We start from the raw sequence: 14,861 nt of genomic DNA on the forward strand, positions 1-14,861 counted from the left end.
AAGTAAGAGTATAGAATAATTAGTTAAATACATTGTTGATTCAAATAAAGAAATACATTTATGGAGAATGTATAAAAAAAGTAAAGCAGAATGTAACTCGTCAGTTCGAGTGATTTGCGAAGCGTAGCGTAGCAAATCGTATCGAGAACTTTTTAGGATATAGGAAATCGTTTCTCGACACAAATTTTATCTCCATTGCATTGCGATAAAATTCACTCGAAGTGACGGAAGTAAGAGTATAGAATAATTAGTTAAATACATTGTTGATTCAAATAAAGAAATACATTTATGGAGAATGTATAAAAAAAGTAAAGCAGAATGTAACTCGTCAGTTCGAGTGATTTGCGAAGCGTAGCGTAGCAAATCGTATCGAGAACTTTTTAGGATATAGGAAATCGTTTCTCGACACAAATTTTATCTCCATTGCATTGCGATAAAATTCACTCGAAGTGACGGAAGTAAGAGTATAGAATAATTAGTTAAATACATTGTTGATTCAAATAAAGAAATACATTTATGGAGAATGTATAAAAAAAGTAAAGCAGAATGTAACTCGTCAGTTCGAGTGATTTGCGAAGCGTAGCGTAGCAAATCGTATCGAGAACTTTTTAGGATATAGGAAATCGTTTCTCGACACAAATTTTATCTCCATTGCATTGCGATAAAATTCACTCGAAGTGACGGAGAGTAGGTGTAAATGATGTCGGTTTAAGAACTTTTAAAATTGGTAAAATATGGAGTCGTTTGTGTACATTTTATTATGTTCGGATAAAACTTTTTATACGGGAGTTACTTCCAATTTGGGTGAAAGGTTAAAAGAGCATCAATCGGGTAAGTATCCTAATTCGTACACGGCAAGCAGATTACCCGTAGAATTGGTTTACTATGCAACTTTTACGGATATAAATCAAGCTATTGAATTTGAAAAGAAAATTAAGAAATGGTCGCAAAAGAAAAAACAAGCATTGATAGAAGGAAATTATGAAGATTTACCTAATTTAGCCAAGAAAAATTTTAATAAAGAAAATTAGGTTTTGTATTGACAGAGTGATAGAATCGAGCTTGTCAGTTCGAGTGATTTGCGAAGTGTAACGTAGCAAATCGTATAGAGAACTTTTGGAAGTGTAATTACTTCTCGATACAAATTTTATCTCCATTACATTGCGATAAAATTCACTTGAAGTGACGGAGAGCAAGTATAAATGACGGATTTAAAAGTATATTTATGTAAAAAATGAAGTAGTATTGAGTTTGTCAGTTCGAGTGATTTGCGGAGCGGAGCAAATCGTATCGAGAACTTTTAGAAGGGTAAAACCACTTCTCGATACAAATTTTATCTCCATTACATTACGATAAAATTCACTCGAAGTGACGGAATCAACTTAAAATGAATATTACACCAAAAAAAAGAAATTTTTAGATAAATGAAAAATGTAAAATATGTATTGTTGGCAGGTTTACTCGGATTTTTTTCCTGTAACGTAAAAGACAGTGACCCTGTGGAGGAGGATTACGAAAAGTTGTTTCCCCTCAAACCCATTGAAAAGCCCGAAAACGCCTATGAAGATATGAGGATACGCATTTGCAATCCTGATGAGGCATTGCAAAATTACCGATATCCAGGGGTAACGCTTGAAAATCAGCGGGAGTACGAAATTACCCTCAAATGCAGGTATCGTGAAGAACGGGCTGCTACAAAATCGCGTTACGTGGTGCGGTTTGTTGCAGCGGATAAAAGCATACAAACCGTTGGGAGTGATGCTTCTGATAACTCGTTGAATTTCACTATGGAAAAAGATAAAGAATTTGTGTTTACTTACAAAGTGAAGTCTGGTTTTCCGATGTATCTTTCGGTGAATGGGATTGGCGACAGAGGGTCGGGGGTAAACGCCAGTATTACGGCGGTTTCTGATGACGGATTGGTGGTCGTTCCTGTGTTAAGCGTTGAACAGAACCAAAATAGCGAAGGACCTAACAGAATTCCGCAACCTTATTGCGAGTATATTATTCTGCCGTAGTTGATTGATTTTTAGTTTGATTTGTGTAACGGAGGAAAAACAAAACGAAATGCGAAAATATACATTATTTACAATGCTTTTGATGCTCGTCGCTTGTAATAAGGGCGAAGGCGAAACGGTGGAATCGGCATATTTGGAACCGCTTCCGCCTGAATATAAATACAGCTTTTCCCGTAACGGAAGTAGCAGTGTGGATTTGCTTGAATGCAGTTTGCTTAAAGAACCGTTGGACGTGTTGTACAACAGTTATTTGAAAGAAGCAAGAATAATGAATCAGGTAGATTATCAAGTAGTTTTCAGATACTATAACGACGGGATTTACAGCCATTTAAAACCCAAAGAGGAAGTTGCCAAATCGGAATTGCATCGAGCCAATCGGGAAGCGATTCAAAAAGATTTGACCGATTTTATCGAAACTTCTGCCCGAATCGGGGGCTACGGCACAGAAAATCCTTCTGATATTCGGCGACAAGCATTGCGACAAGGGCGAACGGGCTACATTGGCAACAATATCGGCGATGTAAACTTAGCTTTTGCCGATGAAAAAGGAATTGTGGTGGCGGAAGCGTTTCGTTATGCCGTTTTTGGGGCAATTTATTTGGATAAGGTGCTAAATTATCATCTTAATGAAAGTTTTCTCAGCGATGAGACGCTTCGCAAGAAACACGAAGATGTTGTGCTTCCTCCTGGGCGAAATTACACTGAGTTGGAGCATCATTGGGATTTGGCGTACGGATATTACACCTTTTTGCGTCCGTTGGTGCGAGCCGAAGGAATTCCCTTGCTCAAAAACAGCGAAGTACGTATTTTTAATGCCTTTGTACAGGGACGCATTGAATTGGAGCGATACCGTTATGAGGATATGAAACAGCATCTTCATATCATTCGAGAAGAACTCTCGCGAGCCATTGCTATTCGCACGATGAATATTTTGATTGGAGAAAACACAATTGCCAATTTAGACGAAAGCGGGGGATATGCTTTTCCGTTTATTTCGCGAGCTTACGGACTGATTTACGCTTTGCAATTCACCCGAAATCCTGAAGGAAAACCTTATTTTTCGCGAGAACAGGTGCAACAACTTTTGCAACAGTTTCTACTCGGAAACGGATTGTGGGACAAACAGCGTTTACTTTCTAACGCTCAAACACAAGGCTCGTTAAAGCACATCGCTACGGAAGTGGGCAAACCTTTTGGCATTTCAATTGAGCAGATTAAGAGGTAAAAGATAGTGTAAATTCAAATGATTTGTAAGGTAAATTAGTATAGGTATTATAACTGATTGATAATCAGTTAGGACGTGGCTCGTCAGTTCGAGTGTTTTTCTGTAGCGTTAGCGAAAGAAAAATGTATCGAGAACTTTCAGGGAATAAAATCACTTCTCGATACAAACTTTATCTTCGTTGGCACTGCGATAAAATTCACTCGAAGTGACGTGTAACAGAAATTACAGAAATACGATAAATATGAAACGAATACTTATAACATTGCTTTTGGGGCTTTCGTGGATTGCCCAAGCACAGGAAAATTTAATCCCTAACGGAGGATTTGAGGAATATACTCCGGGGAAAAAACCCAAAAATTGGAGTTTTTCAAACAATATATTTTTTAGAAATGATGATTTTGGGAATGAACAAGCTCGTTCGGGGCAGTATTGTCCTAAATTGTATGCCAATGCAGGTCAATTTTATGTGATTGATGACAATTACAGTTCGGCAGCGATTGATGTTCAAGAGGGAGCAACTTATCTGCTAACGTATTGGTACAAAGGCACAATAAATCGTGAGAATATGGAACTTGTAGTAAGTTGGTATAACAGTTCCAGTGCTTCTCCTATAAAAAGAGATTCCAAAGGAAAAGTAACTCCCAAAGCCTCAGAATGGACAAAACGCGAGGTGGAACTTACTGTACCTATTGGGATTACCAAAATGGGAGTGGCTTTTGTAATGAGTCGTTCCAGTGGAAGCGGTTACATTCTGATTGATGATGTATCGTTGGTATATAAGGGCGAGGCAGGAGGAGGAAATACGCAATTATCCGCTCCAACTCGTTTTCAGGTTCAGACCTTCCAGCGGGAAGCTCTTCTGTCGTGGGATAAGGAAGCTGACCCCCAATTGCAATGGGAAGTTGTGGTAGATGCACAAGCTCCGCAACGTGTCGTTACCAATTCGTTTTTAGTAAGAGGTTTGGAACCAGAAACCAACTACACGTTCAAAGTAAGAGCTGTGAAGGGAGCCAATGCGTCCGAATATACCAACCACATTACCAAAGGAACACAATCAATGCAGTACGGTATCAATGACATTAGGCGTGTTCCGCACTTGCGTACGCTTAACGATGATGGTATTTGTAAGCAAACGATTGATTTGTTTTACAATGATTTGGCTGATGCTTCTGCCAGAATTACCTATTTTGTAAACGGAAAAGAAGTACAACCCAACGGCGACCAGCTTACCTTCCCCCAAAAAGGAAAACAGAAGTTGAAAATCATTATAATTGAAGCCGTTGACCGTCAATGGGAAATAGAATATGATTTGGAAGTTCAGTAATAAATGAAAATAAGAGAGTTATGAAATATACGATTATCATAAGTATTGCCATTTTAAGTCTTTTTGCTTCGTGCGAGAAGGAAAATCACAATGCAATTCCTGAAATAAAAATAGGGCAGGACGAGCAGTCGCTCCGTGAGGTTTCGGTCAATAAACAAACCACGCGATATATTTTGCTTTCGGGCGGAAATGAGAAGTTTGCCGTGAACATCGAAAATTCCAAAGTGGCACAAGCCTCCGTACATCAGGATACGCTCAAAATCAAAGGGTTGTTTGAGGGAGAAACCTTTGCAACGGTAATTTCGCACGACAAGAAAGCACATTTGAAAATCAATGTAGTTCCCCCTCAGGTGAGTATTAGTCAGGAGGTGGTTCGAATTTACCCCAATGAAGAAAGCAAGTTTGTGAGTATAGACGGTGGGGGTGATGAACCTACGTTGGAAGTTGATGACCCCGACGGAATTTTGCTTTACAAATGGAACGGAAATACCAAAATTTTGGAGTTGTTCGCCCATTATGAAGGGGAAGCCGTTGTTCGGATTTCTGCCCAAGGAGTTGAAACTAAGCAGTTAAAAGTAATTGTCAAGTCCGATGGAGATTCACGAGTTTATGGGTATTATGACAATACAAGGCGAACGCTTTCTCGCCAAATTACTCCCAAAATGATAGTCAAACGCAAAGGAGTAGGGGTGTGGATGGCAACAGGAGTTAATCCGTACGGAGAGGTACAGCCACAATCCACTCAACGAGCTTTGAAAATTTCATCTATTCTGAATCCGAAACAAGGGCGACATATTGATGTTCAGATGGAAATATATCCTGTGGAGAGCAGTTATTTTGGAATAACCAACGGAACAAACCGACTATATGTTGAGAAAGTTCGCGGAGAAAGTATCTTACTTCGCGGGAAAGGGTTTAAGTTGGTGATTCCTAAAGAGTAATAAAATATAAAACAATCACTTTATAATATTAAAATAATATCGAAATGAAAAAAATACCTTTTATTTTAGGGCTAATCGTCTTTGGATTAGCATTTTTGTGGTCTTGTGAGAAAGACGATAAAATGTCCAATATTCCAGTAGAGCTTACCCTGGAGGAGAAAATGCTTTCCTTATTTGAGGGAGATAATAAAACCTTAAAAATTCTTACAGGAAACGGAAAATATAAAGTACAATCCTCTGATGTGGGGGTTGCTAAAGTTTCTGTTAATGAAAATTTAATCACCATAAATGTTTTAAAATCAGGGAAAACTGTGATAACTTTGACCGATGCTCAACATAAAAAAACGACTGTGGAGCTAACGGTTTCTCAGGCAGTAAACCTGTCAGAAAACGAGGTCGGTTTAGGAGAGAATTCTGAAACAATGGTAACCATAGCTGACGAAAGCACTTTTTCCGTAGATGTTGAAAATGAAGAGATAGCGACCGCCACTTTGGAGGGAAAAACCATCAAAATAACAGGAAAAAAGGCAGGGAAAACAATTGTTTCGGTAACTAATACCAAGATCAACCGCTCAACAAAAGTTGATGTAACCGTTTATAAAACAGTCTCTTTAGAAAAAAATAAAATAGAACTTCGCGTAAACGAAGAAGAGGTTATAAAACTTTTGACAGGAGAAGGTCCTTTCAATATTGAGACAGATAATGATGGGGTAAAAGCATTTGAAGAAGATAAAGAGCTGAAAATAACCGCATTGAAACCTGGCAAGTCTGTTGTTAGCGTTATTGACACAAAAACCAATCAGACAGCAACTGTTGAAATTACTGTTTTCAAGTCAATTGAAGTGGAAACAGATAAGGTACAGATGAAAAAGGGAGAAGAAAAAAACATCGCTATTTCACAAGGAGAAGGTCCTTATGAGGTAACATCAAGCAACGATGTGGTACGTGCTACTGTAAAGGAAACCAATGTAAAAATAAGTGCGTTGAAAGGTGGTAAATCCATCATTACAGTTTTAGATACTAAAACAAATCGCACTTTTGCTGTTGAGGTCGTTGTTAATGAGTCTCTGCAATTGGAAAAAACGGATATAGAGTTACATCCTAATGCGGAACACACTATTCTTGCTATTTCGGGGGTAGGACCTTTTATGGCAAGTTCGGAAAATACTGAAATAGCAACTGCTACATCTAATGGAAAAGGGATTAAAATTTCTGCAAAAAAAACAGGTAGAACTCAAATTACGGTTACTGATGTAAAAACACAAGAAAAATCAGTTATCAATGTATTAGTATTTACATTCGTAAATTTATCCCAAAATAAAGTAGTTTTGAAAGAAAAAGCGACCACTTCTGTGAATATAACTTCTGAAGGAAATAAATTTGATATATCTTCTGATAATCAAAATGTTACAGTTATGCTGGAAGGAAAAACCATAAAAATCACAGGTGTAAAAGCAGGAAAATCAACAATTACTGTAACGGATGCGGTTTCTAAAAAGTCAACAAATCTTGAGGTGGAAGTAACAGCTTTAGAAAATATTGAGGTAAGCAAAGAAGCGATTTCTTTGAATATAGGAGAAGTTACAAATGTTGTAATTACTTCTGGCGAGGGTCCTTTCCAATTATCTGTAAATAATGACTTTATTACAGCTACTTTAGAAAATCAAAATATAAGAATTGAGGCTAAAAAAGGAGGAAAATCTGAAATTACGATTAGCAATCCACAGACAGGAAAATCGGTAAAAATCTCAGTAACTTCACAGTACGCTGATTTTAAACTATCTACAAATGAAGCTACGCTTAGTGTAAATCAAAATCAACAAGTTGCAATCACTGGAGGTTCTGGGAAATTTTCAGCCACTTCTAATGCAGAAAGTGTGGCAACTGTAAATGTTTCGGGAACGACATTGACTATTAATGGAGCCTCAGGAGGAGATGCTGTTATTACCGTAACTGACACACAATCTAACAAAACTAAAACCATCAATGTGAAAGTTAAGGCAGCAACTGGAAAATTGGACATAGTTCGAAAAAGAGTTGAGCTGATTGTAGGAGGTTTTGGAGATACGCAGGTTATTAGTGGAATGCCTGTGAAGGAACATTGTACGTCAGAAAATCCGAGTATAGCGGTGTTTGACCGAGTAGAAACCAATACGTTTGGGGAGACTTATGCCTACATAAGAGGAGTAGGTAAAGGGACTACAAAAGTAACGATTTCTGATGGTGTAACCTCGTTTCAGGTTACGGCGATAGTAACTAAGGTACCTGAATTCAAATTACTTAAAAATATAATAGACATAAAAGAGGGTAAATCCTCCATTGGTGCAGGAGTACAAGGAAGTGGTAATTTTTCCATAAGTATTCAAAATTCTGATCTTGTAACAGTTTCAGAACCTAATAATTATGGAGGAGGCGATACTTACTTTTTTGGTATTGAGGGTAAAAAAGCAGGGACAACTCAAGTTACAATAACAGATAATGTAACAAAAAGTTCAGGAGTGATACAGGTTACTGTAAGAGAGAAAAATACTGACTTCCAGTTATCTACAAGTAATGTTACACTTAATGAAAATCAAAATCAGCAAGTTACTATCACCGGAGGCTCTGGAGAATTTACAGTCACTTCTAATGCAGAAAGTGTGGCAACTGTAAATGTTTCGGGCACAACATTAACCATCAACGGAGTTTCAGAAGGAGATGCAGTTATCACTGTAACTGACACGCAATCTAATAAAAATAAGACAATTAGTGTAAAAGTTAAGAAAGCAGAAGTATTAGAAATAGGTCGTACAAAAATAAGCGTATTTGTTGGTAAATACGGAACTACGGCTCTCCTTAAGGGGATGCCTATTAAGGAACACTGTGTTTCGGAAGATCCAAATATTGCTGTATTCGACAGAGTAGAAGAATCCGAAACAATATATATAAAAGCTGTAAATGTTGGTAGAACGAATGTTACCATTTCTGATGGTATTACTTCTCATCAGGTTGACGTAGAAGTAAAAAAGCTACCTGATTTCAATTTGGATTTGACAAGATTAATAATGTTTAAAGGCGAAAACTCTTCCGTGGAAATACAAGGAAGTGGTGATTTTGAGATTACTGTTTCAGAACCAGGAAAAATTAATTTTACAAGAACTGAAGAATTGGATGTAAATGGAGTTATATATCTTTATATTACAGCTCTTGAGCTTGGAGAAACCCAGGTTACCATAAAAGATAAACATAGTGGCAAATCTGACGTTCTGACCGTTAAAATCATAGAAGATTTTGATTAGGAATTTTAATCGTAAAAATACTGAAAAGAGGAAGCTGCCTTTTCGGACAGCTTCCCTTTTTATTTGGTGGTTTTCCTAAAGTTTTTGATCGTTCAGCAAAAAGTATGATACTATAAAAAATCGAGCCCTTTGCACGGTAAAAAATGAGAAGAAATCATTTAACCAATTGATTCTTAGTTGATTATTTTATATATTTGCTTCATGAAACGCACCAAAACCCTATCCGCTATGTCCTTTGCTGCTTACGATGTAGAAAGACGCACCCGAAAAGGCTCTTTTTATGCACAAGTCGATACCATTATCGATTGGAAACCTATTTCCGCTATCATCGACGAACACTATTAAAAAGGACTTTCCGCCTCGGGTGAAAAACCTTACGATGGACTCTTGCTGTTCAAAATGCTACTTATCGGGATGTGGAACAACCTCTCGGATGTCAAGGTAGAAGAGCATGTAAATGATAGCCTATCGGCGATGAAATTCTGCGGTATGCAGTTGGAAGATTCTGTACCGAGCTACAGTGTTTTAAGTCAATTTCGCACCGAGCTTACCGAAAAGAATGCCTTTGATTCTTTGCTTTCTGAAATCAATCATCAGTTGGAAAAACATAGGATCATCATTCATCAAGGCTATTGAGAATCTGAATGGTTAGATTAGAAAATACACCAAAAACAAGCCGTCTTTCCCAACAGATGAAGCCGTTCAAAAGTCGGTTTTCTTAGCACTGAGGGAAGCTACCAAAAAATGGAGTATGCCTATCCAAAATTGGGGTATTGTTTTAAACCAATTTATGCTTATATTTGCAGAAAGGCTCAAGTTATAAAAACTGGTATAATGGACAAAAATTAGGCTGTTTTTTAGACGATTGTTTCTAATGGACATTTTTTAGGCTCTAATTTTTTACTAAGAACTCGTCTTGACTTTTTATTTTGCTTAAATTACTATCTCAAAGCACTTTGCCAAAGTTTTTAAGACTTTGGCAAAGTACCAAAAATATGAAATTCATTAAGTTAAATCTCTTGCATAAATCTTTTTATGGATTTTTAACGAAAGAATCATTATATTTAATTTTATTTACTTTTTAATGATTATTTTTTTTAAATAAGTAGAGATAGATTCTAAATTTTGATTTGAATTTAAATAGCATTTTCTTTGTCTGATTGATATTTTTAGAGAGCTTCTATGCCTTTAAAAACTCATCTATAAACCTCATTTTACGCTTTAAGGACAATCCATTATGATTGCGTAATTTATTCTTTAAATCAGCAAAATGACCGTCAATAGCATTAGTTGTATTGGGAATACCTAATTCATAATTATCATACCAAGTAAACAACCAAGGCAGATTGTTTTTAAACTTCTGTAAGCACTTCTGAGTTTTTTATATGTATAGAAACTTTTGTTTGTCAAAGGATTAATAGTTCTTTCATTTAGAAAATCTTCCCACTTTTCAAGCCATAAACTCAAAGCCCCTTCAAAAGATTCTTTATCAGTAATTATCATCAAATCAACTACTTTCATTAGTTCCTTTGCTGTTTGTAATTTTGGCTTTTTGGTCAAATATCTTCTTATAATAGCTGACTGATGAATTTTTAAATCAGCGAATTCCATAAAAAAATAAAAATCTAATGAGCTAAATTGGCACATCTGAACTGGAATTCCGTTAAATGATTGAATAAGCCCCTTCCTTCCATCGCATACAATAGCCAGGCAGTGAGAAAGAACCTTCCAGTATGTATAGTATGAAATTTGATACTGATCTGGCTATTATCAAAGGGATACAATAAGAACAAAAATAAAAAGAGTAATAATTACTTCTATTAAAACGTATGGTAAAGAATATTTCTTTATAATCGTTGATTCTCAATGAACTATTTAACATTTAAATACAAACATATGAAATCAAAATTATATATTTTTTTAGCTTTAATTGGCTTTGTTGCCTGTAAGAAAGATTCTTCTCTCGAAGAGAAAAAGAAAAGATGTTCCCCCCTCCTGCTGACTTGAGACTAATCATCCAAGAAAATGAAAACCTTCCTTCCAGCTTTTATGACCTTGCCCATAGTAATTTTGAGAAGGATATTTCGATTTTTCTTCAAAAAGACAGTCTTCTTATCAAAGATATTGCAGAGGTAGCTCTTTATAAAGGTAATATAGTGGTATTTGCTTGGGAAAAAAATGTAGTGGAATATATATACACAGGGAAAGAAGTGCGTTTTTTAATCAGACAAGCTGAAAAGACAGACACTTTGAGAATTAAAGGTTATATTGAAAATCATTGTGGTTTTGTGGGAAAACTGAAAGAAATTTACTTTAATGACGTAGAGTTAGCTTTCAGAGAGAAAGGGAATTATATCGTAGCTTTCCCAAAAAATGATGCAATTTAGGATTTTATTATCATGACAGGAACTTTTTCTTGAGCTACTTTAGTTATAGTTCTATTAGTGAGTGCATTTCTTTTGCGTTTATTTCCTAAAAAATATATCTTTGCACGAACAAAAGGTATCCTCCATGAAAAAAATCTTATTCGCTGTCGTTATTTTATTTTTTATTTCCTGCGGTGATAAAAAAGAACGAGAAATCGCTCAGATTCCTATGGAGTTTGAAACCATCCGCTTCGATTCTTTGTTCTTTTTATCACCCGTTGGGAAATTATCCGAATTAAAAAAAGAATACCCTTATTTGTTTTCTGCCTATACAGAGGACGAAAAATGGGAAGAATACCAAAAAGACACTCTTAATCAAGAGATTGTAAGAGAAATCAACAAGATTTTTGGTAATTTCTCCAATGAAAAAACAGCAATAAAACACCTGTTCCAACACGTAAAATACTATTTTCCGAAGTTTGTAGCTCCTAAGGTAATTACAGTGACATCGGAGGTGGACTATCACTCCAGAGTCATTTATGCCGATTCTCTTTTATTTATTCAGCTGGATAACTATTTAGGCGAAGAACACTATTTTTACGAAAATATTCAGAAATACATACGTTCGGAGCTCAAAAAAGAACATATTGTTACAGATATAGCCGAAACTTTCGCTGAAAAATTAGTCCCTCGGAATCAACACCTTTCTTTTTTAGATCATATGATTTACGAAGGTAAGAAGCTCTACTTACTATCACAATTACTCCCAAAGAAATCGGATGGTGATTTGTTGAAGTACGATTCGGAAAAAACAAAATGGGCTACAGAAAATGAAAGTCAAATATGGCGTTACTTCATTGAAAACGAATTGCTTTACCAAACTAACAAACAGCTACTCAACCGATTCATTTATCCAGCTCCATTCTCCAAATTCTATTTAGAGCTTGACAATGAATCCCCGGGTCAAATCGGACGATACATCGGGTTGCAAATCGTAAAAAGTTATGCTCAAAAAAATAACGGTAAATCGCTCATTGAGCTATTAGCAATGGATGCAGATGAAATTTTTAAACAATCATTTTATAAACCTAAAAAATAATGGCAAACACATCAAAAATTGAATTAACCGTAGCGTTGGACGAAAATAAAATTCCCGAAAAACTTTTTTGGAATGCTCAAGATGGAGGAATTTACAATGAGGAGGCAAAAGCCATCTTCTTGTCGGTTTGGGATTCTAAAAATAAAGAAGCACTACGCATTGATTTATGGACGAAAGAAATGCCTGTTGATGAAATGAAACTTTTCTTTTATCAAACGCTTTCATCGATGGCCGAAACGTTTTACCGTGCTACGGAAGATGAAAAAATGCGTGATACGATACGCGATTTTTGTGAGTATTTTGCCGAAAAAATGGAACTCAAATAAGTACTTTAATAAAACTTCTAAACTATTTTTATTTCAAATAAGTAGTTCGTACGCTGACTATAAACAAGCCTCAATATTTGGTGAAAATATCAAAATAAAGAGTTTATATTAAAAGTATTAATTGCTATAAACACAAAAGTCTCGACCTGACAAACTATTTTTTAGCCTTTCCTGAGGAAAATTTGAAATTTTCAAGAGGAATTTTTTCTAAAGCTATTTAAAAAGTATTCATCGGACTCTTTATTGGATAAAACCCATTGGCTCATTTAGGTTTTAGGAAAGCAAAATTTAACCTTTGGAAAAACCGAATGCTTTACGAATGGGGCTAATTGCATTCCCACACGAAATCTTCTACTTTTGATTCCATTTCAGGACGATATTCATAGTGCCACCATTCGGAGGAAATAGACTTGAAGTTGTGTTTATTAAGCGTGGTTTTTAGTAAGTTACGATTTTGTAAAACTTCTTTCGGGAGCTTAGTATAGGTGTGATGTGCTTCTTTTCCAAAGAAGTCAAAAGGTGTACCCATATCCAGTTCATTGCCCTCACTGTCAACCAATGTCAGATCCACTGCTGCTCCTCGATTGTGTTTTGAACCCTTTGCTGGATTAGCAACATAGTTCGTTCCAGGAAGTATGTTCCACATTTTTTTTTGAACAGAAAGAGGTCGGTAACAATCGAAGATTTTAATACGATAGCCCAAAGTTTTAAACTCTTCATTAGCATTGTGTAACGACTGAGCTGTTGCTCTACGTAGAAAACACTCAGGGCAATCGTATACGGCTTGTCCTAAAAAATTATCCTCAGTAGCATATTTTATATCTAAAACAAAATCTCCAGAGAGGCTTTTGATGTTTATAAAATCATCGTAAATAGCTTGTTTTTCTATTTCTAAAGAGTCTTTTTCAGTGGTAACACCCTCTGGAGTGGTTTTTACTTCGACAATATCAAATCTATTGTCTTCAATACCCTCTGTTTTTGCAACCTCCTCAGGAGCAGAAAGCACTTTCTGTTCGAAGACGATTGTATTTTTTTCGGGATGTTGATTGTTTTTACATGAAACAAGTCCGAATCCTATAAAAAACAATTGCAAAAGAACCGTGATTTTTTGTTTTGAATGCTTCATATTGATTATATGCCTTAAAATTGGTGAATTATAAAACCGTAATTTACTCCAAAAAATATCTCGTAAAATTTCCAGATGTCTCTTGAGCTTGGATTCCCAATTGAGATAGATTGTCAACCATTAAATCTCGAAACCAATAATGCATTTGCCAGTCAAACAACTGGTCATTTGCGTAATGTGAATTTTTGACTGAGATGGGTTTACCCACCACTTCCGACAATTTATACAGAAAATCATATACTGAGATATTATCAGCAGAAAACTGATTATCATCCACTAAAAATTTAGAATTTTTTGTTCCCCAATCAATCTGGTCAGTATTCCAATAGTTGGCGGTAGATTCGGGCAAACGCACTTCTAAAATTTGTCCCGACCGCTCTTCCTTTCGAAGTTTATACCCCAATTCTTTGACGATAGACTCGGCTATCTGCCTTTCTTGCCTTGCTTTGTTTACTGTTTTCTTTATCAATAGCTCATATTGGGCATTTTCACCTTTCATCGTCACTTGGCGACTACTAACTTTAAGCAAATATCCTATGATTTGAGTGATAGAGCCTTTGATTATTGTAATATCTCCATTACGTTCCACTACGGGCGACGACCCCCACGGGTTATTTGCTCGTTGGATCTTGTAATCTCCGTTAAAATCAAGCGTTGTTTCTACTTCATTTTGATAAGAAGCGTACTTTAGGAAATCATAAATCGGAGTAGTTTTCTTGTTTTTTGCCAATTGTTCACGGATTATTTTGGGAGTGAAATCAGCGGGATTTCCCTTCCATAAGATTTTTCCTTCAGCATTGAACAACACCCCGTAAGGCAACGCACGAACATTGTGTTTTTTAAAATTCTGACCATCATAATCAATACTTACCGCCAATTTTGTCGGATGCTTTATCAAAAACGGACGTACAACATCTGAATTTTCCTGAGTAACAGAAACAATGTAAAGCTCTTCGCGAAATTGTTCTTGTACAGTATTCAAATAGGTAGACACATGAATGCATGGCACACACCATGTCGCCCAAAAATCAACAAAAAAAAGTTGTTTGTCCTTCGAAGTAGCTAATTCAGAATACTCAACTCGTTCCGAGAAAGTCATCTGAGCAGAGCCTAACAAATATATAAAAAACGCACAAGTGAAAAACAATCGTTTCATAA

Annotated in this window: 14 protein-coding genes and 1 pseudogene; 12 read left to right on the plus strand and 3 right to left on the minus strand. The window is 36.1% G+C overall.

All coding sequences use genetic code 11. From position 1 onward, the window contains the following. The first annotated feature begins 734 nt into the window (after positions 1-734). The 9 genes and pseudogenes from CGC49_RS05535 to CGC49_RS11275 form a co-directional block, all read left to right on the plus strand. Positions 735-1,031 carry a GIY-YIG nuclease family protein gene (locus CGC49_RS05535; RefSeq protein WP_095912059.1) on the plus strand — a complete coding sequence of 99 codons (297 nt, stop codon included), beginning with the start codon at positions 735-737 and terminating at the stop codon, positions 1,029-1,031. Positions 1,032-1,424: 393 nt separating this feature from the next. Then, a complete protein-coding gene (locus tag CGC49_RS05540) occupies positions 1,425-2,018 on the plus strand; it encodes a hypothetical protein (RefSeq protein WP_095896743.1) in 594 nt (197 codons plus the stop codon). A 49-nt stretch (positions 2,019-2,067) separates the two neighbouring features. Then, a complete protein-coding gene (locus tag CGC49_RS05545) occupies positions 2,068-3,243 on the plus strand; it encodes a DUF4856 domain-containing protein (RefSeq protein WP_095912704.1) in 1,176 nt (391 codons plus the stop codon). 241 nt (positions 3,244-3,484) lie between these two features. Continuing rightward, positions 3,485-4,567, plus strand: coding sequence for a fibronectin type III domain-containing protein (locus CGC49_RS05550; protein ID WP_095912060.1), 1,083 nt, complete (start codon positions 3,485-3,487; stop codon positions 4,565-4,567). A 20-nt stretch (positions 4,568-4,587) separates the two neighbouring features. Next, entirely contained in the window at positions 4,588-5,508 is a 921-nt protein-coding gene (locus tag CGC49_RS05555) for a hypothetical protein (RefSeq protein ID WP_188111545.1), read from the plus strand. 44 nt (positions 5,509-5,552) lie between these two features. Next, on the plus strand, positions 5,553-8,786 hold the full coding sequence (locus CGC49_RS05560; protein ID WP_095912061.1) for a hypothetical protein: 3,234 nt from the start codon (positions 5,553-5,555) through the stop codon (positions 8,784-8,786). A 201-nt stretch (positions 8,787-8,987) separates the two neighbouring features. After that, a complete protein-coding gene (locus CGC49_RS11200) occupies positions 8,988-9,131 on the plus strand; it encodes a hypothetical protein (RefSeq protein WP_157909006.1) in 144 nt (47 codons plus the stop codon). A 69-nt stretch (positions 9,132-9,200) separates the two neighbouring features. Further along, entirely contained in the window at positions 9,201-9,422 is a 222-nt protein-coding gene (locus CGC49_RS05565; protein WP_232745205.1) for a transposase, read from the plus strand. Next, positions 9,418-9,609 (plus strand): annotated as a pseudogene (locus CGC49_RS11275) (IS256 family transposase); the annotation flags it as partial. The gene CGC49_RS05565 and the pseudogene CGC49_RS11275, both read left to right, overlap by 5 nt. 482 nt (positions 9,610-10,091) lie before the next feature. On the opposite strand, the gene CGC49_RS11280 reads toward CGC49_RS11275, so the two are convergent. Beyond that, positions 10,092-10,397, minus strand: a complete 306-nt coding sequence (locus CGC49_RS11280) for a hypothetical protein (RefSeq protein WP_232745206.1) — start codon at positions 10,395-10,397, stop codon at positions 10,092-10,094. 371 nt (positions 10,398-10,768) lie between these two features. On the opposite strand from CGC49_RS11280, the gene CGC49_RS05575 reads away from it, so the two are divergent. The 3 genes from CGC49_RS05575 to gldC all read left to right on the plus strand — a co-directional run bounded on the left by CGC49_RS05575 (position 10,769) and on the right by gldC (position 12,577). Continuing rightward, positions 10,769-11,173, plus strand: a complete 405-nt coding sequence (locus CGC49_RS05575; RefSeq protein WP_095912062.1) for a hypothetical protein — start codon at positions 10,769-10,771, stop codon at positions 11,171-11,173. 124 nt (positions 11,174-11,297) lie between these two features. After that, positions 11,298-12,251 carry a gliding motility lipoprotein GldB gene (gene gldB, locus CGC49_RS05580; RefSeq protein WP_095912063.1) on the plus strand — a complete coding sequence of 318 codons (954 nt, stop codon included), beginning with the start codon at positions 11,298-11,300 and terminating at the stop codon, positions 12,249-12,251. Continuing rightward, positions 12,251-12,577 (plus strand): gliding motility protein GldC, encoded by a 327-nt coding sequence (gene gldC, locus CGC49_RS05585; RefSeq protein ID WP_095912064.1) that lies wholly within the window; start codon positions 12,251-12,253, stop codon positions 12,575-12,577. The genes gldB and gldC overlap by 1 nt, the downstream gene beginning before the upstream one ends. Positions 12,578-12,902: 325 nt before the next feature. On the opposite strand, the gene ddpX is transcribed toward gldC, so the two are convergent. After that, a complete protein-coding gene (gene ddpX, locus CGC49_RS05590; protein WP_095912706.1) occupies positions 12,903-13,466 on the minus strand; it encodes a D-alanyl-D-alanine dipeptidase in 564 nt (187 codons plus the stop codon). 280 nt (positions 13,467-13,746) lie between these two features. Then, the gene (locus CGC49_RS05595) at positions 13,747-14,859 is read right to left on the minus strand and encodes a TlpA disulfide reductase family protein (RefSeq protein WP_095912065.1); all 1,113 of its coding nucleotides are present in this window, start codon (positions 14,857-14,859) and stop codon (positions 13,747-13,749) included. Positions 14,860-14,861: the final 2 nt, after the last annotated feature.

It is taken from the genome of Capnocytophaga sp. H4358 (genome assembly GCF_002302515.1).
Taxonomy (GTDB): domain Bacteria; phylum Bacteroidota; class Bacteroidia; order Flavobacteriales; family Flavobacteriaceae; genus Capnocytophaga; species Capnocytophaga canis.

Coding starts and splice junctions, on each gene's coding strand:
- CGC49_RS05535 (WP_095912059.1), top strand. CDS start 735: ATGGAGTCGTTTGTGTACATTTTATTATGTTCGGATAAAACTTTTTAT.
- CGC49_RS05595 (WP_095912065.1), bottom strand. CDS start 14,859: ATGAAACGATTGTTTTTCACTTGTGCGTTTTTTATATATTTGTTAGGC.
- gldC (WP_095912064.1), top strand. CDS start 12,251: ATGGCAAACACATCAAAAATTGAATTAACCGTAGCGTTGGACGAAAAT.
- CGC49_RS05550 (WP_095912060.1), top strand. CDS start 3,485: ATGAAACGAATACTTATAACATTGCTTTTGGGGCTTTCGTGGATTGCC.
- CGC49_RS05575 (WP_095912062.1), top strand. CDS start 10,769: ATGTTCCCCCCTCCTGCTGACTTGAGACTAATCATCCAAGAAAATGAA.
- CGC49_RS05565 (WP_232745205.1), top strand. CDS start 9,201: ATGTGGAACAACCTCTCGGATGTCAAGGTAGAAGAGCATGTAAATGAT.
- gldB (WP_095912063.1), top strand. CDS start 11,298: ATGAAAAAAATCTTATTCGCTGTCGTTATTTTATTTTTTATTTCCTGC.
- CGC49_RS05545 (WP_095912704.1), top strand. CDS start 2,068: ATGCGAAAATATACATTATTTACAATGCTTTTGATGCTCGTCGCTTGT.
- CGC49_RS05555 (WP_188111545.1), top strand. CDS start 4,588: ATGAAATATACGATTATCATAAGTATTGCCATTTTAAGTCTTTTTGCT.
- CGC49_RS11280 (WP_232745206.1), bottom strand. CDS start 10,397: ATGGAATTCGCTGATTTAAAAATTCATCAGTCAGCTATTATAAGAAGA.
- CGC49_RS11200 (WP_157909006.1), top strand. CDS start 8,988: ATGAAACGCACCAAAACCCTATCCGCTATGTCCTTTGCTGCTTACGAT.
- CGC49_RS05540 (WP_095896743.1), top strand. CDS start 1,425: ATGAAAAATGTAAAATATGTATTGTTGGCAGGTTTACTCGGATTTTTT.
- CGC49_RS05560 (WP_095912061.1), top strand. CDS start 5,553: ATGAAAAAAATACCTTTTATTTTAGGGCTAATCGTCTTTGGATTAGCA.